The organism is Flavobacterium psychraquaticum (assembly GCF_034497725.1).
GTDB lineage: Bacteria > Bacteroidota > Bacteroidia > Flavobacteriales > Flavobacteriaceae > Flavobacterium > Flavobacterium psychraquaticum.
Window position 1 is genome coordinate 99,949 of the sequence record NZ_JAXKVR010000030.1, and the last position, 25,369, is coordinate 125,317.

Sequence of the window (25,369 nt, forward strand, 5' to 3'; positions counted from 1 at the left end):
TGGTTTAAATTATAATTTTTCCTTAATAAAGTTGGTCATTTTTGTATATAACTGCAGGCGTGTTTTTCCGCCGTAAATTCCGTGATTTTTATCGGGATAAATTGCCCAATCAAATTGTTTGTTCGCTTGCACTAAAGCTTCCACCATTTTCATAGTGTTTTGAACGTGCACATTATCATCCGCTGTTCCGTGAATTAATAAAAAGTTACCTTTCAATTTACTTACGTGATTGATTGGTGAATTGTTATCATAACCACTTGCGTTTTCTTGAGGCGTTTGCATATAACGTTCGGTATAAATACTATCATAATATCTCCAAGAAGTAACGGGTGCAACTGCGATAGCGGTTTTAAAAACATCAGCTCCTTGAAACAAACAGTTCGAAGCCATAAATCCGCCATAACTCCAGCCAAAAACACCAATTCTTGAAGCATCTACATAATTGTATTTTCCAAATACTTTTGCTGCGTCAATTTGATCTTCTACTTCGTATTTTCCTAATTCTTTTTGAGTACATTTTTTGAAAGCAGCACCTTTAAATCCGGTTCCTCTTCCATCAACACAAGCTATAATATAACCTTGTTGTGCCAGCATCATAAACCAATAATCATTGGCAGAATTCCATTTGTTAGCAACTTCCTGAGAGCCTGGACCCGAATATTGATACATAAAAACAGGATATTTTTTAGTAGCATCAAAATCTTTTGGTTTGATCATCCAAGCGTTTAATTTGTGCCCTTTTTCTGTCGTCAGTTCGAAAAATTCTTTTGGATTTACATCGTATTTGGCTAATTTTTGTTCTACTACTTCATTAGAAACAATTGTTTTTACAACTGTTCCAGTTTTAGACTGATTTAAAGTATAAGTTGGAGCAATTGTAGCACTTGAATATGTATTGATGAAATACTGAAAATTCGGACTGAAAGTTGCCGAGTTTGTTCCTGTTTTTGAAGACAATCTAACTTTTGATTTTCCGTCTATTTTAATAGAATAGACATCACGGTTTATTGAACCGTTTTCAACTGATTGATAATAAATTGTTCCTGAATTTTCATCAAAACCGTAATAATTAGTTACTTCCCATTTTCCTGAAGTAATTTGTTTTTTTAGTTTACCTGATTTATCGTAATGATAAATATGATTAAATCCATCTTTTTCTGACGTCCAAATGAAACTTTTGTCTTTCAAAAAGGTTAAATTGTCCGTTACATCGACATAGGCCTTATCTTTTTCGTTCAAAACAATTTTTGAAACGCCTGAATTGGCATCCACAAAATGAAGATCTAAATTATCTTGATGGCGATTCATCACTTGAACACTTAATATTGTCGCATCATTCGTCCATTTAATCCTCGGAATGTAGAAATCTTTATAGTTTCCTAAATTAATTTTTTTTGTACTTCCCGATTTCAAATCGAAAATATATAACGAAACAATTGCATTCTTCTCACCTGCTTTTGGATATTTAAAAACCTCTTGCGTAGGATATAAACCCTGGTTGTACATATCCATCGAAAACTCGGGAACTTCTGTTTCATCAAATTTGATGTAAGCAATTTTGTTACCAGCACTGTTCCAATCATAAGCTTTTACGAAAGCAAATTCTTCTTCATAAACCCAATCCGTGATACCATTTATAATATGATTTTTCTTTCCGTCTTGTGTAATTTGGATTGATGCTTCCGAGATTTGGTCATATACATATAAATTGTTTTCGAAAACATAAGAAATTTTAGTTCCATCAGCGGAAAATGCGGGTTCTTGAATGGCATTAATCGTAAAACGACTCACTTTTTTTGAAGCAATATCATAAACAAAATAATCAGCTGTAAACGAACGACGGAAGATTGAATTTGTGTTAGTAGCAATTAATATTTGCTTTTCATTTTTATCGAAAGAATAACTGTCAATTGAGGTTACTTCGGGATGGTTTTTAGTATCAAAAAGAGTACTTATTTTTTCTAAAGTAGCAAAATCATATAAGTCGATTTGTGCGCTTTTTGAGCTCCTGTTAAAATTTAGCACTGTATATTGATTGGTGTTTTTCATTGCCATCAATTCGTCCATTCCCTGTGTTCTAAAGGCTCCGCTCCAAATCTCTTCCAAACTTATTTTTTGCTGCGCCACCACTGATAGTGAGGAAACTACAAAAAATAATACTGCTAAACATATTCTTTTCATACTGAGTTATTCTTAAAAACAGTTCAATTTTAGTGAAAAAATATGAAATAACCATAATTTTAACTTCATTTAATAAAGTTTTTGATATCTAGAAAAAAAAATAGTACATTTATAAATGTATTTCTAATGCCATTTTATGATAAAATTGCTACAAATTGAATTTGATTTCTTATTAAATAGTTTTACTGTTTCCAATGGCTATGTTTTTATCTACCTTCTCCTACTACTTGCCACCTTTTTTCTAATTTTTTTCTATCAGATAAAATCCTCGGGCATTCGTTTTTCTACGTTTAAAATTACATCGAATTTTCACTCGAATGTGCAATCTCGTTTTTACTTTCTTTATATTGGACTAATAGCTGTTGTGACTGGAATTTTTTATGCTATTTTAAACAATCTAACTCCAGTTCCAAGTAAACTCGATGCGCTTATAATTTTCGCATGTCTCTTTTTATTTATCATTACCTCAATAAAAAAAATATCAAAACACAGTTACAGCATTTTTGTAGCCTTTTTTTATCTGTTCTTAGGAACAATTTATTTCAGTTTGTGGACGCAAGAAATAACTTTTAAGATTTTTTCTGAATACATATTGCTAATATTATTTGGTTTATCGGTAATAAAAAAGATAAATTATTATTTCACTTTTATCTTCGTTAATTTTGTAGTGCTACTTCTATTATTTAATTTCAAAACCGAGGAAAATCAGGGCGTTATCCGGTTGATGAATTCACTGTTTATAGTAGTTATAATTCATATTGGGCAATTAATTAGAAACGTAAAATTTAATGAAAAATTACTGTTCACACAGAACATTGTAGACAACACCAATTCATTAATTATTGCAACCGATAAATACGGAAATGTAAAATATTGCAACGCCTCTATTACCCAAATTCTTGGTTACACTCCCGAAGAAGTTTTAGGAAATGCTTTTTGGACTTTAACAGAAGATAGCGAGTTTGATCCACAGGATTACACCTATAAATTTGTGCCTAATTCAGTATATCAAAGAAAATTGAAATGTAAAAACGGCGACTATAAATTCATACAATGGACTGATTACAAAGATACTGATGAAACATATATCGCTACAGGACAAGACATTACATCAAAAATTAACTTAGAGATAAAATATGCTAACCTAATTCACAACGCGACAGACATTATCTACGAAAGTGACAAATATGGCAACATACTTTATGTAAATAAGTTCACGCTAAAAGTGTTAGGTTATACGAATGAAGAGCTAAACGGAAAACATTTCAGCGAATTCATTAGATCAGATCATAAAGAACGGATTGTAAGTTATTATAACATTCCGAAATCAAACAATGACGAATTTGAAGTATTAGAATTTCCAATTCACAACAAAAAGGGAGAGGAAATTTGGGTTTCCCAAAAAGTTTCTGTTAAAAAAGACGAAAATAATAAAATTACTGGATACTCTAGTATTTTACGAGATATCACTTTTGCTAAAAGAATTGAACAAGAAAAACAAAAGGCAAGGGCAGAAACTGCGCGTTTAAATGCTATTTCGTATAAACTTTCAACATTAAATCTTTTAAGTTTCGCTTCCCATCATAGTCTCGTTCAATTTATTTGCGAAGAAGCCACTATAGGTTTAAAAATTGATCGTGTTAGTGTCTGGGAATATGAAAACAAGACCATAACATTAAAACATATTTACATTAAAAATGACCAGTCAAATCTGGCTGATTTAAATATAGAAAAAAAGGCAATTGCGTTATACATAAGTGCTCTCGAGCGCAACTCAATTATTATTGCTAATGATGTTTACCAAAACGATTCTTTGATAGAGTTTAGAGATAATTATTTACCAAAACACAATATTAAATCATCATTAGATATTCCGATTTATACGGATGGGGTTTTAGAAGCAATACTCTGTTTAGAAGCAACATTGGAGCAGAAAATTTGGTCAAGTGAAGATATTAATTTCTCAAAAATGATTGCCGAGATTCTAGCCTTGGCGTTTGAAACACATAAACGAAAAATAGCTGAAAATGAGATTATTTATAAAAATAAAATTTTAACTTCTCTTTCCAAAATTACCAGTAATCTGCTGATTCAAAAAGATAAGAATAAAATTTTCGACAGTAATATTGGAAAAATTGGAGAAATCCTAAAGGTCGATCGAATTTATTATTTTGAAAACGAATTGGCTACCAACCTTCTAAGCCAACGTTTTGAATGGACTTCTCAAGAGGACTTAAAAGAAATTGATAATCCGTTAATGCAAAATCTTTCAATGGATTTATTTCCTGAATTTATGGAATGGTTACGCAAGAAAAAATCCTTTAACAAAGTTGTCCGATTATTAGAATCTAGCGAATTAAAAAAAGGTCTAGAAATTCAAAATATACAATCTGTTTTAATTATACCGCTGTATGATAACGATGTTTTTTTAGGCTTTTTAGGTTTTGATGATTGCCACTCTGAACGCATTTGGAATAAAGAAGAGTTTAATATTTTACAAACGCTTGCCGATAATATTTCGTCGGCAATTATTAGAATCAATAACGAAGAAGCTATTGCAGAAAGCGAAGAAAAATTTAGATTATTGGCCAATAACATTCCAGCAGCAGTTTTTTTAGTGAAATACAACGAAGCTAGAACAAAAGTATACCTGAATGACGAAATAGAAAAACTCACAGGTTATAGCAAGGAAGAATTTATGCAAAATAAAATTTCTTTAACAGACTTATATCATCCAGAAGAACAAAAATTAAATATAAAAATAGTAGAAGCTGCAGTAGCAAACAAAAAAGCTTATAAAATTACTTGTAGACTTTTGAACAAGAACGGAAACTACGTTTGGGTCGAAGAATTCGGTGAAGCCGTAATAATTAACAATAAAACTGAATATATCGAAGGTGTTTTAATTGATATTACCGAGCGAAAAATAGCAGAAGAAGCTGTTATCGCTAAGGATTTTGCAGAATCATCAAACAAAGCTAAATCAGAATTTTTGGCAAATATGAGCCACGAAATTCGCACGCCTTTGAATGGAATTATTGGTTTTAGCAATTTGCTGTTAGATTCTGAATTAACCGAAATTCAAAAACAACAGTTAGACACTGTAAATCAATCTGCAGCAACTTTGTTAGATGTTGTGAATGATATCCTAGATATTTCAAAAATTGAAGCAGGTAAATTAATCATAAACAAAGAAAAAACAAGTTTACACGCCATAGTCAATCAATCTGTTGATATGATGAAGTTTATGGCACATCATAAAAATCTGGAACTGATTATCAACATTCATAAAAACGTACATTGTGCTATTTGGACAGACGAAATTCGACTTAAGCAAATCTTACAAAATCTATTAAGTAATGCTATTAAATTCACATTGGAAGGTCAAATTGAATTAGAAGTTTCTTCCATAACGATTAATAAACGCGAATCGAAAATAAAATTCAGCATCAAAGATACCGGAATTGGAATTAAAAAAGAAAACAAGGAAAAAATTCTGGAAGCATTCACACAAGAAGACAATTCCACCACAAGAAATTATGGCGGCACAGGTTTGGGCTTGACTATAACGAACAGTCTTCTTAAATTAATGAATAGCCGCTTAGAAATTGAAAGCAAGCCTGATGTTGGTTCTACTTTTAGTTTTGAATTAGAATTAAAATCAGAACATTGTACGGAACATTCAAAAATAAGTTTTAAAAACTTTAAAAAAGCATTAATTATTGAAGATAACCCATTGGCGGCTTCCGTGCTACAAAATATCCTTGAAACTTTTGAAATTGAATCGGAAGTTTACAAAAACGACATTGAAACCTTTGTAAATTATGCAAAAGAAAATAATTTCAATTTACTTCTTTTAGATTTAGAATACTTAACAGAAACGCACACAAATAAAATAATAAAAGAACTCAATGACACGAAAAGTATTTCGATTTTGGTAATGCAAAATTCAAATTCTAAATATAATATAGTAGAAAGTAAAAAAAATATTCAAAACATAATTAAGCCTGTAAAAAGTCAAACGATTCAAAAATTCATCAATACACTTAATTCTGATATTGAAAAAACGAAACACGTAAAAAAAGAAAGTTTAACTCACGCCATTAGAATCTTAATTGTCGATGACAATAAGATAAATATGTTCCTAACACGTACTTTGCTTTTAAAAAGATTTCCACAAACACTTCTTTTTGAAGCGAAAAATGGTGTGGAAGCAATCGAAATTTGCAACAAAGAACGACCTGAAATCATTTTTATGGACATTCAAATGCCCGTGATGAATGGTTATGAAGCTACAATAGAAATAAGAAAAAACCATCCAAATATCATAATCATCGCATTAACAGCGGGCGTAATCACAGGTGAAAAAGAAAAATGCATCGCTATTGGAATGAATGATTTCATCATAAAACCAATCGATAAAAATTTATTTGAAGAAATAACAATAAAATGGATAAACAGCATTCATAAGTAATTCAATTAGTATCTTTGCAGATTATATGATTATTTAAATTGCTATGAATCAAAACGTAAAAGGATTTTCAAAACTTTCTAAAGAAGAAAAAATAAATTGGATTACAAGTACTTACTTTGCAAATCCGGTCGAAGCTAAAGAAAGTTTATTAAAATACTGGAATTCAGATGAAAATTTACAAAAATTACACGATGAATTTATCGAAAACACTTTAACCAATTTTTATTTGCCTTACGGTGTTGCTCCTAATTTCGTAATCAACGGGAAAAGCTATACTATTCCTATGGCAATCGAAGAAAGTTCAGTAGTTGCAGCAGCCTCAAAAGCTGCTAAATTCTGGGGCGAACGTGGCGGTTTCAAAACAACCATCATCGGAACGGAAAAAATCGGACAAGTACATTTTCTTTTCGAAGGAACTACTGAAAAACTAACTGCATTTTTCAATAAAATTAAATCAGCGTTCTTTGCAGATACGCAACAAATTACCAAAAACATGCAAAAACGTGGTGGCGGAATTTTAGATATCGTATTAAAAGACAAAACTTCTAAACTAGCAAATTATTACCAACTCCACGCTACTTTCAACACGAAAGACAGTATGGGAGCCAATTTCATCAACACCTGTTTGGAGCAATTTGCGAAAACATTAAAAGACCAAGCACAAGAATATTCGGATTTTTCTGAAAACGAAAAAAACCTTCAAGTAATCATGAGTATTTTGAGTAATTTCGTGCCCAATTGTGTCGTAAGAGCCGAAGTATCTTGCCCAGTCGATCAACTTTCAGAAGATAAAAATATAGACCCGAACGAATTTGCACAGAAATTTGCAACCGCCGTTAAAATCGCAGAAATTGAACCTTACAGAGCCGTAACGCACAACAAAGGAATCATGAACGGAATCGACGCAGTAATTCTAGCCACTGGAAATGATTTCAGAGCCGTTGAAGCCGGAATTCACGCTTACGCAAGCAGATCTGGGCAATATTCAAGTTTATCACACGTTAAAATTGAAAACGGAATTTTCACCTTTTGGATGGATATTCCACTCGCAATTGGAACCATAGGTGGTCTTACAAATCTTCATCCTTTAGTAAAATTCTCAATGGAATTATTAGGAAAACCAAATGCCGAAGAACTAATGCAAATCGTAGCAAGTGCCGGTTTAGCCCAAAATTTCGCTGCTTTACGTTCGCTAACAACCACAGGAATTCAACAAGGACACATGAAAATGCACCTAATGAACATCCTAAACCAACATCAGGCTACTAAAGAAGAAAAACAAATCGTGCTGAATTATTTTAAAAACACCACCGTTTCTCACAGTTTAGTAATCGATTATTTAGAAAAAATTAGAAAATAAATTTGGAGCTATTTCCTGCTTTCCATTGCAATCTTTTTTTGCCATTTGTTAAAGCAAAAAAAGGATTTCCATTACAATCAGGGCTAGGCGATTCCATTTCATAAGACATTTATGCAAACTCAAACATTTTACAGCAACGGAAAATTATTGCTAACAGGCGAATATGTAGTGCTTGATGGTGCAAAAGCATTAGCCGTTCCTACTCGTTTTGGCCAAAATTTAATCGTTAGTTCAGGGAATAATCAAGAAATAAAATGGACCAGTTTTGATGCTGATAAAAGCGTTTGGTTTCAAGACACTATTACATTTCAAGAAGTTAAAAACAAAACCTTAAACGAAAACAACAACAAAGTAAAAAACACTTTAATTGAGATTTTACACCAAGCTTTTGTTCAAAATCCAACTTTTTTAGATGCAAACGGATATTCAGTCGAAACCGAATTGACATTCCCAAGAGTTTGGGGATTAGGGACTTCGTCAACATTAATCAACAACATCGGACAATGGTTACAAATTGATGCTTTTGAATTGTTGCAAAAAAGTTTTGGCGGAAGTGGTTATGATATTGCCTGTGCACAAAATTGCTCGCCTATTATTTACCAATTAGAAAACGATATTCCGAACATCACGCCGGTTCATTTTGATCCAGAATTCAAAGAAAATATTCATTTCGTATATTTAAACAAGAAACAAAGTAGCAAATCGGCTATTTCAAACTACTTGTCACATCAGTCAAAAGCGGAAAAAGTGATTCAGAAAATCAGTAATATTACCTACGATGCTATTGAATGTAAAGAAGGAAAAGCCTTTGCGGTATTAATGGAACGTCACGAAATAATTATGAGCGATGTTTTAGAAGCACAAACCGTAAAAGAAATACACTTCGAAGATTTCAGCGGTGTCGTTAAAAGTTTAGGCGCTTGGGGAGGCGATTTTGCAATGGTAATTTCAAGAAACAACCCAAAAGATTATTTCGCTTCAAAAGGATTTGACACAGTTTTGTCTTATGATGAAATGATTTTATAATTCAAATGAGCTTTAATAAAGTTATTTAATTAGTGAATCTTCATCAGACTTCTCTTTATTTAAAATATTACCTTCTTCCTTAGCTAATTTATTTTTAGTAGGAATTTTGTAATTTAATGAAAAACCTATTCTTCTAGAATCGCTTTTAGTTTCAAAAATAACATCCGTTCCAATAGCTCCTAATTCTTGTCTATTTGTGTTAAACAAATCGTTTACATACAAAGAAATGGATAAATTATCAGAAAGGAATTTCTTTGCAAAAGAAACGTCAAATTGCTGACCAAAAGGTTCGCGCATTTCATAATATTGATAATTTCCGCCAGTTGTTGATGTGTTGTAAGTTGCTGTAAACTTAATATTACTTGGCAATTGCACTTGCGACATCAAGTTGAAATTCCAAAAACCTTTATAGTCAACATCATCTAAAATGTGTTTTTGATTGCTTACATAAATGTATAAAAAGTTTATTTCATCCGGATTAAAATTAAAGCTCAAAGTTTCTTTTAAGCCTTTTGTGAACAACATATACGGAACTGGAATACCAAAATTAAAATTATGAACCGTTAATTTTGGGATGTTTAGCGAAATACTAGAAACACCATTTGGCGCATCTACTACTCTACTAACTACTTTATTATTGGCATCACTTTTGGAATAGCCTATAAAAAAGTAATCAAACGCACTGATTTTTACTTCATAGTTATCAAAAATCGTAGGTTCTAAATTCGGATTTCCTTCATAAGAAACATTTGGATTTTGATAATTGGTGTTGTTAGGATTTAAGGCTGACGTATTGGGCAAGCTAATTTTCTTGTTGTAATTCACATTAAAAAACACTTGTGGCATTATATTATATTGAATTGAAGCATTTGGAAAAAAACGCGTTAAATCGAATGGAATTAAAGCAGCACTTTCCGTTTTCCCTTCTATTGTGTAAGATTCGAATCGTCCTCCTACAATAAAATCAAATTTTTTGTACGATGTATTGAATTCGGTATAACCTGAAAAAGTGGTGCGCCAATAGTCTAAATTTCTAACTGAAAAGCTACTTGTTTCAAAATCTAACTTATCGGCCAAAACTCCTACACTAAACTTAGCATCGTCTAAAAATTTAAAATCTTGTGAATAATCCGTTTTAAATTGGTAGAAACTTTGATTGAAATCACTTTGCAATCCAGTTAATCCTGAAGGTATTGCCGTTAAATTAAAGTCGTTTACATTATTGTTGTAGTTCACTCTAAAATCTAATTTCTTTCTGCTGTTATTAAAACGCTTTTGATAGGTTAGCATCAAATTATTGCGATTCGTTTGGGTTTTACTCTTATCAGCACTTACAAATCCCAACCCATTTGCATCAACATATGCCGTATTGCTATTTGTACTAAAATCATAATTCAACAATAAACGATCTTGCTTAAAATCAAAAGTAACTCCAGATTTTATAAAATAGAAGCGATTCTTTCGATCCGAAACACTTTGAGAAAGCAACAGATTTGGCTTATAAAAATTACTTCTTAAATAGCCTTCGTTATAATTTTGACCCGCTTGAATTTGCCAGCCAAACAAATTATTTTTTGCACTAACTAAAATACTATTATTGAAGCGATGACGTGAATTATCGTATTTGGTATAACTATATCCGTTCGAATAAGTCGCTGAAAGATAATTTTTAGCATTTCTTGAGGAAACAATATTAATAATCGCTCCGCCAGAAGTTGCCGGATATTCGGCTCCTGGCTGTGTTATGATTTCAATTTTTTCTACTGCATTCGCTGGTAAACTTTCTAGATAGGAATTCAACTCGTTAGAATAGATATTTAAAGGTCGTCCGTCCATATAAACTTCTAATTGTTTTCCTTGATAAAGCATTCCGGCTACATCAGAAATAATTAAGCCTGGTAATTTTTTCAAACCTTCTAATAACGAACCCGAATTTAAATGCGGTTGATCAGTAAAATCAAAAATAGTACGATCTGCTTTTTGCTCAATTGCTTTTTTCTTAACGCCTACAACAACTTCTTTTAACTCGGTCGTTTTAATAGAATCTTTAGATGAAGTTTCTTGAGCCTTTACACTAATGAAGAGAAGCAAAAATGTTACAAGATAGATAGTAGAAGATTTCATAATTTTAATGGGATTCATTGCTGGTTTTAACTAGATTCTATTGTGCTAATTAAATAAACGTTTCGCGCTAAAAACAAAAAAATCCCTAAAAACTTATAAAGTCGTTAGGGATATTTTTTGTGGTACCTCCAGGGATCGAACCAGGGACACATGGATTTTCAGTCCATTGCTCTACCATCTGAGCTAAGGTACCATTGCGTTAAGAGTATAATTACTTGCTCAATGCGGGTGCAAATATAGAACCATTTTTATATTATCCAAAACATTTTTTAAAAAAAATCAATTTGTATATTTGCTTTTTTAAAATGAAATTATGTTGTTAACAATAGATGTTGGAAATTCGAGAGTCAAAGTAGCTGTTTTTGAACACAATAACCCAATTGAATTTTTTGTGTTTGATTCAGAAAATACAAAAAAAAAATTTGAAAATATTTTTAAAAAATATCCAAAAGCACAAAAAGCCATACTTTCATCGGTAGGCAAGTTGGACGATGCAACCCAAAAAGTGATTCAAACAAATCTGAAAACAGAAATACTGTCTCACAAAACCACTTTCCCGTTTACTAATAGTTATGCAACACCCGCAACTTTAGGCATTGATCGATTGGTTCTAGCAGCAGGGGCCGTTTTAACTTATCCAAACCAAAATAGGTTGGTGATTGACGCTGGTACGTGTATCACATATGATTTTATAGACGCAAATGACAATTATTTAGGAGGTGCCATATCTCCTGGACTTCAAATTAGATATAAAAGCCTAAACAATTTTACAGAAAAACTTCCGTTATTAGAGAAAAAAGAGATCAGCAACTTTATTGGCAATTCCACCGAAAATTCAATACATAGCGGAATTATAAACGGTATCTGCTTTGAAATTGACGGCTTTATTTCTCAATATTTGGGTGAATTTCAAGATTTAACAATAATTTTAACAGGTGGAGACACAGATTTTTTGGCTAAAAGATTAAAAAACACCATATTTGCCAATTCAAATTTTCTACTAGAAAGTTTGAACCTTTTATCAATATATTCAAATGAAAATGATTAAAAAATTTATAGTTGTAGTTACTTTGTTGATTACCGCTTTTTCTTGGGCTCAAGACAATACTTCATCTCCTTACTCCTATTATGGATCTGGAGAAATTAAGTTCAGAGGAACGCAAGACACTAAATCGATGGGCGATTTAAATATTGTAGGCGATAGTATTCACTTAAACCTAATGAATCCAGCTTCCTATTCACGCTTAAAAATCACAACTTTTGCAATTGGCGGAACGGGTAATTTCAACCAATTAGACACTGAAACAGGCACTGAAAAAGCACAAAGAACCACCTTAGATTACTTAGCAATGGGAATCCCTCTAGGGAAATTTGGCGTTTCTTTTGGAATTACTCCCTATTCTGCGGTTGGATACAAAATCCAAAACTACTCAACTACTGCTAACATTGCAAGAGCTAATTTTTATTCGGGTGAAGGAAATGTAAATAGAGTGTTTTTTGGCGCAGGTTATAACTTAACTAAGAAATTAAGTGCAGGATTAAATTTTTCCTATCACTTTGGTCAAATTGAGACGGAAGCAGTTGAATTCATTGTAGATCCTGCAGTTCAATTAGGATCAAGAGAGCGAAACACTTCAAACATCAAAGGAATTTCTACGAGTTTAGGTTTACTTTACAACACCAAAATAAATACGAAATTAGATTTGTTTACTAGTTTCAATTACCGACCTGAATCAAAATTAAATACTGAAAATGATAGAAATATCGCAACAATTCAATATAATATTAATGGTAATGAAATAGTTGGCGACGAAGAAGACATCGCAGTAGCCGATACTAAAATGGTAATTCCATCTCAATTTAGCTTTGGAGCAGGAATTGGAAGAGATAAAAAATGGCTAATTGGAACCGAATTAACATTTACAGAAAACAGCAATCTTACCAATAGATTTGCAGATATTGTAGGATCAACATTTGAAAATTCCACAAAGTTGTCCGTAGGAGGTTTTTTTATTCCAAAGTATGATTCTTTCTCAAGCTACTTAAGCAGAGTGGTTTATAGAGCTGGTTTTAGATATGAAAACACAGGTTTAGTACTAAAAAATAAAAGCATAAACGATTATGGCATGAATTTTGGATTAGGTTTACCAGTTGGGGTGTCTCAAATTAATTTAGGCTTTGAATTTGGTAAAAGAGGAACCATTTATAGCGGATTAATAGAAGAGAATTATTTCAACCTAAGCGTAGGATTATCATTAAATGATATCTGGTTTAAAAAGAGAAAAATTGATTAATAATTATAATAAAAGAAAAATGAAAACGAAATTATCATTATTACTTATTGCAACAGCTAGTCTATTTGTTCAAGCGCAAAGCACTGATGCTTGTACTGAAAACCTAAGTTTTATGGGTCAATTAGTAAAAGAGAAAAACGCGGAAGCTTATGACTACTTAACTTTATTAAGAAAAGATTGTCCATCATATAATAAAGCAATTTATTCTTATGGCGAATTTGCTATAAAACTAAAAATTGACAAAGCAACAACTCCAGCAGAAAAAGAAAAATATGCCCGTGATTTAATTAAACTTTATGACGAACATAATTTAAATTTCCCTAACAATGGCGCTGGAAATAAAATGAAAAAAGGTTTAGTTCTTTTTGATAACAAAATTGGGACTGATAAAGAAATATATGACTTATTAGATGTAGCTTTCAAAACAGATTATGCTAATTTCAAATATGCAAAAGCAATGTATGTATATTTTGAAATTATAGTAAAAGATTACAAAGCTAAAAAAGGAATAGAATTGCAACAAGTTTTTGATAAGTATGATGATCTGTCTCAAAAATTAGATGAAGAACAGGACGAATTAACTACTGAAAAAGATGGCTTATTAAGCAAAGAAGAAGCAGGAGAAGCTTTAAGCGATAGAGAAATTAAGAGAAAAGAAAAAATTGAAAACAATTTAGAGATTTTCGCTGGTGTAAAAAATGATATGGATAACATCATCTTAGAACTTTCAACTTGTGATAAATTAATTCCATTCTATAAAAATGCATTTGAAGCCAACAAAGGAAATGAAGAATGGTTAAAAAGAGCAGCAGATCGTTTAGAAGCGAAAGGTTGCGATACAGATCCTTTATTCTCTAAGTTGTCTGAAGCACTATACAAATTAAACCCAAGTGCAAGTGCAGCAGAAAAATTAGGAATTGTAGAATACCAAAGAAAAAACATCAGCAAAGCAATGGATTATTTCAACCAAGCGGCTGATTTGTATAAAGACAATACCAAAAAAGCGAATGTTTACTTCAAAATGGCAGTTATTTATAGTAAATCTAACAAGATACAAGCGCGTGCATATGCTAGAAAAACTTTAGCAGCTAAGCCTTCTTACGGAAAAGCTTATTTATTAATTGCGCAATTATATGGAAGCAGCATTAATGAATGTGGAACAACACAGTTTGAAAAAAGATCGGTTTACTGGTTAGCAGCTCAATATTGTGACAAAGCTGCAGCAGCAGATTCGTCAATAAAAGCTTCAGCAAGTAAAACCGCCGCACAGTACAGAGCATCAGCTCCTTCTACCGCAGAAATTTTCAGTGAAGGTAAATCTGGTCAAAGAATCGCCTTTAACTGTTGGATTGGTGAAAGTGTAGTTGTACCAAGCATTGGCAAATAATGATTAAATTAAAAAATAATATTTTAAGCATAGTCACGATATTTATCGTGACTATGCTTTTTTCTTGTGAAAGCGACATTCAAAAGGTAAACAAATTAAGTAAAACTTCTTTTGTTCCAACTGGTGAAGCTGATTCGCTGAATTTGAAATATACCGACTCTGGTAAGATTAAATCAATTTTAGTTAGTCCAAAAATGCTTGATTATAGTAGTATAAAAAGCCCGTTTACCGAATTTCCAAAAGGCATTCATCTCACTCTCTATGATGCAAATGGCAAAACAACTACAATTGAATCGAATTACGCTATTTCTTACAAAAAAACGAATATAATTGATTTACAAGGTGATGTAACTATCACTTCGCAAGATGGTAAAAAATTAGAAACATCTCAATTATATTTTGATCAAAAAAACGAATGGTTTTTTACTGAGAATCAATTTAAACTTACCGACACAAACGGTGGTTTTTTTGAAGGCCCTGGTGTAGATTTCAGTAAAGACTTCAAAATCTTTAATATGCAAAAAAGTAGTGGTCTAGTAAATTCTATTGAAAATTAGTCTTCTAAATTTCAATAAATAGTATTACTTTTGATAAAAATATTATAATTATGACCTATTTGAAGTTAATTCAGTATATGTATTTAATTTTTGCTGCATTTTTTTTCTATAATGCTGCAACGCAATACACAAATAATGAATCTTATTGGCTTAGCTTGCTAATTGGAGCAGTTGCGATAGGTATGTTCTTTTTCAGAAGACATTTCTATAACAAATACCAAAATAAGAACTAGCTCTAAATGGAAATTGCCATAATTGTAATTTGCTTACTACTCTCTGCTTTTTTTTCGGGAATGGAAATTGCCTATGTTTCTTCAAACAAAGTGTTTCTTTCTATTGAAAAAAGACAACAAACTTTCTCCGCTTCAATTTTAAATAAACTTACTGAAAAACCATCCCAATTCATCACAGCGATGTTGGTGGGAAATAACATTGTCTTAGTGATTTATGGTATTTATTCTGGCGATTTGATAATGAAGTGGCTAGAGAATTATTTTGTTTTATCTGCATTTGTAAATTTATTATTGCAAACCTTATTGTCAACAGCAATAATCGTTTTAACAGCAGAATTTCTCCCGAAAGTATTCTTTCAGATTTACGCTAATTCAGCCATCAAACTATTTGCACTACCTGCTTACATTTTTCAACAATTACTATTTTGGCCAACCAAATTCATCATTTGGATTTCGGATATCATCTTAAAAAAATTCTTTAAAACAGAGGGCGATCAAGTACAAGAATACTTCAGCAAAATTGAACTTGGCAACTATATTACGGAACAAATGAATAATGTTTCTAATGATAATGAAATCGACACTGAAATTCAGTTTTTTCAAAACGCATTAGAATTTTCAGACTTGAAAGCAAGAGACATTATGACCCCGCGAACGGAACTAAGTGGTGTTGAAATTTCAGATAGCGTAACAGAATTAAAAGAGCTTTTTATTAAAACCGGGTATTCAAAGTTAATGGTTTACCAAGATTCAATTGATGATGTTTTAGGATATGTTCATTCCTTCGAATTATTTAAAAAACCACAAGACGTTAAAAGCATAATGATTCAGGTCGAATATATTCCTGAAACCATTTACATTAAAGATGCATTAGATTTATTAACAAAAAAGAGAAAAAGCATTGCTGTTGTATTGGATGAATATGGTGGAACTTCAGGAATTATAACAATTGAAGATATTATTGAGGAACTTTTTGGCGAAATCGAAGACGAACACGATTTAGGAGAAAAATTAATCGATGAAAAAATTGATGAAAACAGTTATTTATTTTCTGGTAGATTAGATGTGGAGTTTTTAAATGAAAAGTATAATTTCCAAATTCCCGAATCCGATTCTTATTCTACATTGGGTGGCTATATCGTAAATCACACCAAAGAAATTCCGCATAATGACGAGAAAATAAGTATTGATAATTTCGAAATAAAGGTGCATTCTGCTAGTAATAAAAAGGTAGAATTGGTCCGTTTCTCAATAAATGAAGAAAAAAGATAAATTTCTTTCAAAATTACTCTAAAATAATACCCTTACTGTTTTATTATTAAATAGATAATTGTATTTTCGCCTTCTGAATAAAAAAATTAAAAACAAATAAAATGGCAGTTTTATCTAAAATTAGACAACGCACTGGATTACTTATAGTTGTTATCGGGTTTTGTTTATTAGCATTCCTAGTTGGAGACGCTTTTCAAAGTGGGACATTTGATTCTGGATCAAATGATATTGGATCTGTAAATGGAACTGATATTCAAACGCAGGAATTTCTTCAAAAAGTTTCAATGTCTGAAAAACAAGGACAAGGAATTAGCAATACACAAGCAATTAACAACACTTGGGAACAAGAAGTTAGAAGCATTATTCTTTCTGAAGAGTTTAAAAAATTAGGTTTACAAATTGGCGATGAGCAATTCATTAACATTGTAAAACAAAACCCTAACCTAGCTCAAAATCCACAATTTTTAAATGCAGCGGGTCAGTTTGACGAAAACAAATTCAAAGAATCTTTGAAATCAATAAAAAATGCACCAAACCAAGAACAGTGGATGCAATGGAAAGCTTTTGAAAAGAGTTTAGAAACATATACTTTAGAACAAATGTATAACACTATGATTAAAGCAGGTGTTTATACAACAAAAGCTGAAGGGAAAACTGCTTACAAACTTGAAAATGATAAAGTAGATTTTGACTATGTAATGGTTCCTTTTTCTTCTATTAACGACGATTTAGTTAAAGTAACAGACGCTGAAATGATTGATTTCATGAAGAAAAGTCCAAAAAAATACAAATCAGAAAACACTACATCTGTGGACTTTGTAATTTTTGAAAACAAGCCTTCAAAAGAGGATGAAGCAGCAATGTCTTCAAAAATAAATGAACTTAGAACCAAAATTGATTCAGTTTCTAATGCATCAATTGCAAAATTTGTGAACGATAATTCGGACATCAAATTTGATTCAATTTATTTAGCTAAAAAAGATCTTCCTTTAGAATTCCAAGAACAATTATTCAATCTTCCTACAGGAGGTGTTTTTGGACCTTACGTTTCTAATGGATCACAAAATATTTCTAAAATGATGGGCAGAAAAGCAAATGCAAGTGCAAAAGCAAGTCACATATTAATTGCCTATGCCGGCGCACCTCAATCTGCTGCTACAAGAACTAAAGAAGAAGCGCAAGCTTTAGCAAATACATTATTAGCACAAGCAAAAGCTAATCCGGAAGGATTCCCAATGTTAGCAATGGCCAATTCTGATGATCCAGGTTCTAAAAGTAATGGCGGCGAATATGACAACATTACACCAGGTCAAATGGTACCAACATTTAATGACTTCGTATTCAACAACGGAGTTGGATCTATTGGCGTAGTTGAAACAGATTTTGGTTTCCACGTAATTAAAGTGACTGGTAAATATGATGCAGTGCTTTTAGGTACAGTAGTACAAAAAATTCAACCATCAGACGTAACTGTAGATGCTACTTATAGCAAAGCAAGTCAATTTGAATCAAATGCTTTAGAAAATAAAGACTTTGATGCTTTGGCTAAAAAAGAAGGCTTAGAAGTTGCTAATGCACCAAGTTTAAAAGCAACTGATGAATTTGTTCCTGGTATTGGCGCTCAACGAGAAATAGTGAGATGGGCATTCAGTAAAGGCACAGATGTAAATGCAATTAAACGTTTTGAAACTTCTCAAGGCTTTATTATTGCTAAATTAAAAAGCAGAAACGAAACAGGTTTGTTGCCAATTGAAGCTGCAAAACAAGCTGTTGAACCTATCTTAAAAAACAAAAAGAAAGCTGAATTAATTAAGAAGAAAATGAGTGGCACTACTTTAGAAGCAGTTGCAAAAGCTTCAGGTGCTTCGGTGATTCCTGCAATAGGCATATCTTTAAAAGCTCCATTAATTGCAAACGTAGGTAATGAACCGAAAGTAGTAGGAAAAGCATTTAATTTAGCAGCTGGAAAATCTTCTGATATTATTGAAGGAAATTCTGGAATGTTTGTTATCAAACCTAAATCAGTAACTAAAGCAATAGACTTACCGAGTTACGCAACTTACGTTGGGCAAGAAACCGCTCAAAATCAAGGATATTCAGTTTCTAAAGCATACAGCGCATTGAAAGACAAAGCAGAAATTAAAGATAATAGAGGAAGTTTCTAATATCATTTATATAATTCGCAAAAAAAGGGATAGCTAACGCTATCCCTTTTTTTTGTGAACTTTAGATTATGTATAATTTAATATATCATATAATTAAGTCAAATTTTGGTTGGTTTTATTTAAATCAAAAACCTTAAAGGGAATTTTTAAAGTAATCAATGAAAAGTAGTATAAATTTTCGATGTTTAAAAGCGTCAATGAAATTCCAATCTCTTAACCGAAGTAAGAAACTTAACATTACGAAATTAACCTTGCATCCAAAACAATATTGCTATTAGCGCAACACAGCGCTTTTAATAACGATTAAAAAAATTATTTAACATCAGCGCTGTGTGTGCAAAAACACAGCTTTAGATCAATAAAAAAAGCCTCTCAAATCATGAAAGGCTTTTAGTATAAAGATAAACGGATGTATTAAGCCTCGAAAGGAACTATAGATACATACGATTTGTTCTCAGATTTTTTCTGGAATTTTACAACTCCGTCAACTTTAGCATGTAAAGTATGATCTTTCCCCATGTAAACATTTTCACCTGGGTTGTGCTTTGAACCTCTTTGTCTAACAATGATGTTTCCAGCAATAGCAGCTTGACCACCATAAATCTTAACGCCTAAACGTTTCGATTCTGATTCTCTACCATTCTTCGAACTACCGACACCTTTTTTGTGAGCCATGATGTTTTGGTTTTTATAAGTTAATAATTAATTAAACAGCTTTTCCACCGTTTAATTCATCTTGTAATTTTTTTAATTCATCCATTTTACCATCAGCAGCTAATTGAGCTTGTTGTGCCCAAGTACCTGGATCTAAATGTTGTACTTTTGAAGCAGATGCATCTAAAATAGCTTTTACTTCGTCCGCAGATGATGCAGCCAATTTTGCATAAGTATCAATACCTGCAGCTACTAATGCTTCAGCAGCTTTTGGTCCAATACCTTCTACAATTGTCAAATCATCAGCTTTTTTTGAAGCTTTTACTTTAGGAGCTGCTTCCTTTTTAGGAGCTGCTTCTTTTTTAGTTGTTCCACTAGCCAAAATTCCCTCAATTAAAATTTGAGTAAATGATTGTCTGTGACCATTTTTCTTTTTGTAACCTTTTCTTCTTTTCTTTTTGAAGACAATTACTTTATCACCTTTTAAGTGCTTTAACACTTTGGCTTCTACAGAAGCTCCTTCTACAGCTGGGGCGCCTAAAGTTATGCTTCCGTTATCATCTAATAAAAGAACTTTGTCGAATGAAACATTCGATCCTTCTTCAGAATCTAAACGGTGAACATAAACCTTTTGGTCTTTGCTTACTTTGAATTGTTGCCCTGCTATCACTACGATTGCGTACATAACAATGAATTTAGTTAAAATTTTTAAGGTTGCAAATATACAATAATTTATTAATCAAACAACTATAGCTCAAATAAATATCTACTAAAAAGAAAAAAGAACATAAAACCTCTACTATATGTAACATTTTTCCGAAATTGCGTCAAACACTATAAATATCAACAAATTAATAACGTATGAAAAAATCTTTAATGGCTTTAGGAATAGTACTAATGCTAGGCGGAACTGCTTCAGCTCAGAAAGTAACATTCGAAGAATTTGATTTAGACAACGGACTTCACGTTGTACTTCATCAAGATAATTCAGCTCCAGTTGTAATTACATCAGTTATGTATCACGTAGGAGCAAAAAACGAAAACCCGGAAAGAACAGGTTTTGCTCACTTTTTCGAACACCTTTTATTTGAGGGAACAAAAAATATTGAGCGTGGTGAATGGTTTAAATTGGTAACTGCAAATGGCGGAAACAACAATGCAAATACTAGTGACGATAGAACCTATTATTACGAAGTTTTCCCTTCAAATAATTTAGAATTGGCAATTTGGATGGAATCGGAGCGTTTAATGCACCCGGTAATTAACCAAATTGGTGTGGACACACAGAATGAAGTTGTTAAAGAAGAAAAAAGACTTCGTGTAGATAATCAACCTTATGGCAACTTAATTCAAGCAGTTAAAGAAAACATGTTTAAGGTGCATCCTTATCGTTGGTCTCCAATTGGATCGATGGACCACTTAGACGCTGCAACTTTAGAGGAATTTCAAGCTTTCAACAAAAAATTCTATGTGCCTAACAACGCAGTTTTAGTAATTGCTGGACAATTTGATAACGCGCAAGCAAAAGAATGGGTTAAAAAATATTTTAGCGCAATTCCAAAAGGAGCCCCGATAAATCGTCAAAAATTTGAAGAAGCTCCTATCACAAAAGAATTCAGAGCTTCTTATCAAGACCCGAATATCCAAATTCCAATGGTTGTTTCTGCTTATAGAACACCTTCAATGAAATCTCGTGACGCTAGAGTTTTAGATATGATTTCTTCTTACTTATCGGATGGGAAAAGTTCAAAATTATACAAAAAATTAGTTGACGACAAAAAAATGGCATTGCAAATTGGTGCTTTCAACTTTAGTCAAGAGGATTACGGAATGTACTTAATTTTTGGTTTACCAATGGGAGAAAATTCTACTGAATCTATAACAAAAGAAATTGATGAAGAGATTGTAAAAATGCAAAGTGAATTAATTTCTGAAAATGATTATCAAAAATTACAAAATAAATTTGAAAACAACTATGTAAGCGGAAATGCTTCTGTAGAAGGAATTGCTGAAAATTTAGCTTCTTATTATATGTTGTATGGTGACATCAATTTGATTAACACAGAAATCGAAATTTATCGCTCTATTACCAGAGAAGAAATTAGAGACGTTGCAAAAAAATATCTAAACTCTAACCAAAGAATGATTTTAGATTATGTTCCTGCTAAAGACAAAGTTCAAAACTAAGATCGAAAGAATATGAAAAAATTTATATATATCGCAGCCAGTTTATTTTTAACAATAACTATGCAAGCTCAAGACAGACCGCAGCCAAAAGCAGGCCCATCTCCTACCATCAACATTAACAAACCACAAACTTTTACACTTAAAAATGGTTTGAAAGTTTTAGTGGTAGAAAATCACAAATTACCTAGAGTATCATTCACTTTAACATTAGACAATCCGCCCTATGCTGAAGGTGCAAAAAAAGGAGTGGCTAACATTTTAAGTTCTATGATTGGGAATGGAACAAAAAAAACCACAAAAGATGCTTTCAACGAAGAAATTGATTTCTTAGGAGCTAACATTAATTTTTGGGATTCAGGAGCTTCAGCAAATGGATTATCTAGATATTCTAAACGATTATTAGAATTAATGGCCGAAGGAAGTTTAGACCCAATATTCGTTCAAGAAGAATTTGAAAAAGAAAAAGCAAAATTAATTGAAGGCTTAAAGTCGGAAGAAAAAAGCGTTTCAGCTATCGCACGAAGAGTTGAGAACGCATTAACTTACGGAAAAGAACACTATAAAGGAGAATTCACAACGGAGGAAACTTTAAACAACGTAACTTTAAATGACGTAATTGTAAATTATAACACTTATTTCGCTCCTTCTAACGCTTATTTGGTAATTGTTGGAGACGTTAAATTTAAAGAAATTAAAAAAGAAGTTGAAAAACTTTTTGGAGGTTGGAGAAAAGCAACTGCGCCACAATTAACGTATTCTGACCCGAAAGACGTTCAATACAGCCAAATTAACTTTATTGATGCTTCAAACGCAGTACAATCTGAAATTGCTCTAGTAAACTTGTCAAACTTAAAAATGACTGATAAAGAGTACTTTGCAGCAATTTTAGCAAACCAAATTTTAGGTGGTGGTGGTGAAGGACGATTATTTTTAAACCTACGTGAAAAAAATGCTTGGACTTATGGTGCTTATTCATCAATTGGATCAGGAAAATACATTAACAAATTCCGTTCAGGCGCTTCTGTAAGAAATGCAGTTACTGATAGCGCTGTTGTTGAAGTATTCAATGAGTTGAAAAAAATGAGAAATGAATTAGTTTCTCCTGAAGACTTAAAAAATGCTAAAGCAAAATATGTAGGTAACTTTGTGATGCAAATTGAAAAACCATCTACAATTGCTGGTTATGCATTAAGCAAACAAACACAAGGATTACCAGATGATTTTTATGAAAATTACATTAAAAACATCAACGCAGTAACAGCTGAAGATATAAAAAATGCAGCTAATAAATTTTTCTTAGCAGACAAAACTAGAGTAGTAATTGTAGGAAAAGCAGCTGATGTTTTACCTGGATTAGAGGCGATGAGTAAAAAAGAAAAAATGCCTATTTTCTATTTTGATAAATATGGCAATCCTACTGAGAAACCAGAAGTTAAGAAACCAATTCCTGCAGGAGTTACAGCTCAAACCGTTTTAAACAATTATATCCAAGCAATTGGTGGCGAAAAAGCAGTTAAAAATGTAAAAACTTTAGCAGTTTATTCAACAGGAACAGTTCAAGGAACACAATTAGAATTGGTTATGAAATCTGCTCCTAAGAAATTAGGTGTTGAAATGAAAGCTATGGGAATGGTAATGTCTAAGCAAGTAGTTAATGAAAAAGAAGCTTACGCTATGCAACAAGGTCAAAGAAAAGACTTTACTGGTGAAGAACTTGAAGATATGAAAGCAGAAGCTACTACTTTTAAAGAACTTGCTTTGTTAAACAATAAAGGATTAACTTTAACAGGTATTGAAAGCATTAATGGTGCCGATGCTTATGTTATTAAAAACGGTAAATCTACTTTATACTATGATGTAAAAACAGGTTTTAAAGTCGCTGAAGCAAAAGAATTAGAACAAGGAGGTCAAAAAATGACACAAACTACTTATTATCAAGATTACAAAGATGTAAAAGGATTGAAATTCCCATACAAAACCATTATGAATGTTGGTATTGAAATTGAATTAACGACTACTGAAGTTAAAATTAACGAAGGTGTTACCGATGCAGATTTTAAATAATCGATTCTAACAATAAGTATAAGCGCTCAAGAAATTGGGCGCTTTTTTTATTTCTTACTGGAGAAATAAACCCCGACTAAAACTATTAAAGCACCAACTCCTTGTATAATTGATAAGGATTCATTCATAAAAAGATATCCCAACATAATAGCAACAACAGGAATTATGTAAGTGACTGACGAGGCAAAAACCGGTGAAGAAACTTGAATTAATTTAAAAAACAAAATATTCGAAAATCCAGTCCCCACAATCCCAAGAACAACAATATAACTTAAAGATGTTTGCACTTTTTGCTCGTGAATAATGTCAAAAAAACCTGTCAAATATAAGATCACTAAAGCTGGAATAAACATTACTATGAAATTCCCAGTACTGATAGTCAAAGGTTTCAAATCAGAGAGATACTTCTTGATAAGATTGACGTTGACTCCATAAAAAATTGAAGCAATAACGATTAGAATTGCGTAGTAATAATTTTCTGTGGTATTCTCTCCTCCACCAAACAAAACTAAAAGCGCACAACCGATAAAACCAATAAAAACACCAAAAAATTGTCTTCGCTGAACATCCATTCCAAAGAATAACAATCCCGCTAACAAGGTATTTAAAGGTGTGAGTGAATTTAAAATCGCACTAACAGATCCATCAATTTTTGACAAAGCGGTTGCAAATAAATAAACAGGAATAAATGTACCACAAACAGAAGTCAATGCAATATATTTCCATTTATGCATTGGAATTTTAGGAATTTGCTTAAACCCTACAACAATCAAAAATAGACCAGCAAATAAGATGCGTAAACTTCCCAGTTGAATTGAACTCACTCCTTGCAAACCAAATTGCATTAGAATGAAAGAACTCCCCCAAACACAACCTAAAAAGCCTAATAAATACCATTTTGTAGCATTGTTTTCCATAGCAATAATTTTCAGCTACAAAATTCAAGCTTTATTTTCATAAAAGCACTAAGATTATTCGTAATTTTGTAAGTCTTTAAAAACGAGATAATTTAAAATTTATTAATAGTATGAAAAACATCAAAAACTTAGCTTTTGTTGCTCTAATTACAATTTTAGCAGTAAGCTGCAAAGAGGAAGCAAATACAGAAGTTAAAGACGTTCCAACAGTGAAAACAGAAATTTTAGCTGAAAATCTAGAAACAGTAAATATGTCAATCGAGGGAATGACCTGCGAAGTGGGCTGTGCAAAATTAATTGAAGGTAAATTAATTGGAGCAACCGGCGTGACTGAGGCAAAAGTAGATTTTGAAACTAAAGTTGCAACCGTAACCTTTGACAAAACCCAACAAAACATAGCATCATTAACTAAAGTAGTTGAAAAAACAGGTGGTGGTGAATTGTATAAAGTAGTTGATCCAAACTAATAAAGTA

The 25,369-nt window shown here is 32.0% G+C and carries 17 protein-coding genes and 1 tRNA gene; 12 read left to right on the plus strand and 6 right to left on the minus strand.

The features are described 5' to 3' along the window. Positions 1-9: 9 nt before the first annotated feature. Positions 10-2,181: a S9 family peptidase gene (locus T1L09_RS10220; RefSeq protein ID WP_322550865.1), complete on the minus strand. Its 2,172-nt coding sequence runs from the start codon at positions 2,179-2,181 to the stop codon at positions 10-12. A 667-nt stretch (positions 2,182-2,848) separates the two neighbouring features. Here T1L09_RS10220 and T1L09_RS10225 point away from each other — a divergent pair. The 3 genes from T1L09_RS10225 (at position 2,849) to T1L09_RS10235 (ending at position 9,041) form a co-directional block, all read left to right on the plus strand. Further along, a complete protein-coding gene (locus T1L09_RS10225) occupies positions 2,849-6,655 on the plus strand; it encodes a PAS domain S-box protein (protein WP_322550866.1) in 3,807 nt (1,268 codons plus the stop codon). A 43-nt stretch (positions 6,656-6,698) separates the two neighbouring features. Continuing rightward, complete coding sequence (locus tag T1L09_RS10230; RefSeq protein ID WP_322550867.1) at positions 6,699-8,015, plus strand: hydroxymethylglutaryl-CoA reductase, degradative; 1,317 nt, start codon at positions 6,699-6,701, stop codon at positions 8,013-8,015. A gap of 111 nt (positions 8,016-8,126) precedes the next feature. Next, complete coding sequence (locus T1L09_RS10235; RefSeq protein WP_322550868.1) at positions 8,127-9,041, plus strand: GYDIA family GHMP kinase; 915 nt, start codon at positions 8,127-8,129, stop codon at positions 9,039-9,041. Between the two features lie 21 nt (positions 9,042-9,062). Here the strand turns inward: T1L09_RS10235 and T1L09_RS10240 are convergent, their stop codons facing one another. Beyond that, positions 9,063-11,165 carry an outer membrane beta-barrel family protein gene (locus tag T1L09_RS10240; RefSeq protein WP_322550869.1) on the minus strand — a complete coding sequence of 701 codons (2,103 nt, stop codon included), beginning with the start codon at positions 11,163-11,165 and terminating at the stop codon, positions 9,063-9,065. A gap of 120 nt (positions 11,166-11,285) precedes the next feature. Next, positions 11,286-11,358, minus strand: a tRNA-Phe gene (locus T1L09_RS10245). Between the two features lie 120 nt (positions 11,359-11,478). Here T1L09_RS10245 and T1L09_RS10250 point away from each other — a divergent pair. From T1L09_RS10250 to T1L09_RS10275, 6 genes are all read left to right on the plus strand, one after another. Beyond that, on the plus strand, positions 11,479-12,213 hold the full coding sequence (locus T1L09_RS10250) for a type III pantothenate kinase (protein WP_322550870.1): 735 nt from the start codon (positions 11,479-11,481) through the stop codon (positions 12,211-12,213). Further along, positions 12,200-13,459: a BamG family beta-barrel-assembly machinery protein gene (gene bamG, locus T1L09_RS10255; protein ID WP_322550871.1), complete on the plus strand. Its 1,260-nt coding sequence runs from the start codon at positions 12,200-12,202 to the stop codon at positions 13,457-13,459. Before T1L09_RS10250 ends, bamG begins: the two co-directional genes overlap by 14 nt. A 19-nt stretch (positions 13,460-13,478) precedes the next feature. Beyond that, positions 13,479-14,846: a tetratricopeptide repeat protein gene (locus T1L09_RS10260; RefSeq protein WP_322550872.1), complete on the plus strand. Its 1,368-nt coding sequence runs from the start codon at positions 13,479-13,481 to the stop codon at positions 14,844-14,846. Beyond that, positions 14,846-15,403 carry an LPS export ABC transporter periplasmic protein LptC gene (gene lptC, locus T1L09_RS10265; RefSeq protein ID WP_322550873.1) on the plus strand — a complete coding sequence of 186 codons (558 nt, stop codon included), beginning with the start codon at positions 14,846-14,848 and terminating at the stop codon, positions 15,401-15,403. The genes T1L09_RS10260 and lptC overlap by 1 nt, the downstream gene beginning before the upstream one ends. A gap of 239 nt (positions 15,404-15,642) precedes the next feature. Continuing rightward, positions 15,643-16,908 (plus strand): hemolysin family protein, encoded by a 1,266-nt coding sequence (locus tag T1L09_RS10270; RefSeq protein WP_322550874.1) that lies wholly within the window; start codon positions 15,643-15,645, stop codon positions 16,906-16,908. A 101-nt stretch (positions 16,909-17,009) separates the two neighbouring features. Continuing rightward, the gene (locus tag T1L09_RS10275) at positions 17,010-19,073 is read left to right on the plus strand and encodes a peptidylprolyl isomerase (RefSeq protein WP_322550875.1); all 2,064 of its coding nucleotides are present in this window, start codon (positions 17,010-17,012) and stop codon (positions 19,071-19,073) included. 414 nt (positions 19,074-19,487) lie between these two features. Here the strand turns inward: T1L09_RS10275 and rpmA are convergent, their stop codons facing one another. Together rpmA and rplU are read right to left on the minus strand one after the other, a co-directional pair. Further along, on the minus strand, positions 19,488-19,748 hold the full coding sequence (gene rpmA, locus T1L09_RS10280) for a 50S ribosomal protein L27 (RefSeq protein ID WP_322550876.1): 261 nt from the start codon (positions 19,746-19,748) through the stop codon (positions 19,488-19,490). A 31-nt stretch (positions 19,749-19,779) separates the two neighbouring features. Beyond that, positions 19,780-20,412: a 50S ribosomal protein L21 gene (gene rplU / locus T1L09_RS10285; protein WP_322550877.1), complete on the minus strand. Its 633-nt coding sequence runs from the start codon at positions 20,410-20,412 to the stop codon at positions 19,780-19,782. A gap of 176 nt (positions 20,413-20,588) precedes the next feature. Here rplU and T1L09_RS10290 point away from each other — a divergent pair, with 176 nt between their 5' ends. After that, positions 20,589-21,914, plus strand: a complete 1,326-nt coding sequence (locus T1L09_RS10290; protein ID WP_322550878.1) for a M16 family metallopeptidase — start codon at positions 20,589-20,591, stop codon at positions 21,912-21,914. A gap of 12 nt (positions 21,915-21,926) precedes the next feature. After that, on the plus strand, positions 21,927-23,978 hold the full coding sequence (locus tag T1L09_RS10295; protein WP_322550879.1) for a M16 family metallopeptidase: 2,052 nt from the start codon (positions 21,927-21,929) through the stop codon (positions 23,976-23,978). A 47-nt stretch (positions 23,979-24,025) separates the two neighbouring features. Here T1L09_RS10295 and T1L09_RS10300 read toward each other — a convergent pair whose 3' ends face one another. Continuing rightward, on the minus strand, positions 24,026-24,895 hold the full coding sequence (locus T1L09_RS10300) for a DMT family transporter (protein ID WP_322550880.1): 870 nt from the start codon (positions 24,893-24,895) through the stop codon (positions 24,026-24,028). Between the two features lie 110 nt (positions 24,896-25,005). On the opposite strand from T1L09_RS10300, the gene T1L09_RS10305 reads away from it, so the two are divergent. Beyond that, positions 25,006-25,362: a heavy-metal-associated domain-containing protein gene (locus tag T1L09_RS10305; RefSeq protein WP_322550881.1), complete on the plus strand. Its 357-nt coding sequence runs from the start codon at positions 25,006-25,008 to the stop codon at positions 25,360-25,362. The last annotated feature ends 7 nt before the right edge of the window (positions 25,363-25,369 follow it).

Excerpts from the sequence above, each read along its gene's own strand:
- T1L09_RS10220 (WP_322550865.1), bottom strand. The coding sequence starts at position 2,181 with ATGAAAAGAATATGTTTAGCAGTATTATTTTTTGTAGTTTCCTCACTA.
- T1L09_RS10230 (WP_322550867.1), top strand. The coding sequence starts at position 6,699 with ATGAATCAAAACGTAAAAGGATTTTCAAAACTTTCTAAAGAAGAAAAA.
- T1L09_RS10235 (WP_322550868.1), top strand. The coding sequence starts at position 8,127 with ATGCAAACTCAAACATTTTACAGCAACGGAAAATTATTGCTAACAGGC.
- T1L09_RS10240 (WP_322550869.1), bottom strand. The coding sequence starts at position 11,165 with ATGAAATCTTCTACTATCTATCTTGTAACATTTTTGCTTCTCTTCATT.
- T1L09_RS10250 (WP_322550870.1), top strand. The coding sequence starts at position 11,479 with ATGTTGTTAACAATAGATGTTGGAAATTCGAGAGTCAAAGTAGCTGTT.
- bamG (WP_322550871.1), top strand. The coding sequence starts at position 12,200 with ATGAAAATGATTAAAAAATTTATAGTTGTAGTTACTTTGTTGATTACC.
- T1L09_RS10260 (WP_322550872.1), top strand. The coding sequence starts at position 13,479 with ATGAAAACGAAATTATCATTATTACTTATTGCAACAGCTAGTCTATTT.
- lptC (WP_322550873.1), top strand. The coding sequence starts at position 14,846 with ATGATTAAATTAAAAAATAATATTTTAAGCATAGTCACGATATTTATC.
- T1L09_RS10270 (WP_322550874.1), top strand. The coding sequence starts at position 15,643 with ATGGAAATTGCCATAATTGTAATTTGCTTACTACTCTCTGCTTTTTTT.
- T1L09_RS10275 (WP_322550875.1), top strand. The coding sequence starts at position 17,010 with ATGGCAGTTTTATCTAAAATTAGACAACGCACTGGATTACTTATAGTT.
- rpmA (WP_322550876.1), bottom strand. The coding sequence starts at position 19,748 with ATGGCTCACAAAAAAGGTGTCGGTAGTTCGAAGAATGGTAGAGAATCA.
- rplU (WP_322550877.1), bottom strand. The coding sequence starts at position 20,412 with ATGTACGCAATCGTAGTGATAGCAGGGCAACAATTCAAAGTAAGCAAA.
- T1L09_RS10290 (WP_322550878.1), top strand. The coding sequence starts at position 20,589 with ATGAAAAAATCTTTAATGGCTTTAGGAATAGTACTAATGCTAGGCGGA.
- T1L09_RS10295 (WP_322550879.1), top strand. The coding sequence starts at position 21,927 with ATGAAAAAATTTATATATATCGCAGCCAGTTTATTTTTAACAATAACT.
- T1L09_RS10300 (WP_322550880.1), bottom strand. The coding sequence starts at position 24,895 with ATGGAAAACAATGCTACAAAATGGTATTTATTAGGCTTTTTAGGTTGT.
- T1L09_RS10305 (WP_322550881.1), top strand. The coding sequence starts at position 25,006 with ATGAAAAACATCAAAAACTTAGCTTTTGTTGCTCTAATTACAATTTTA.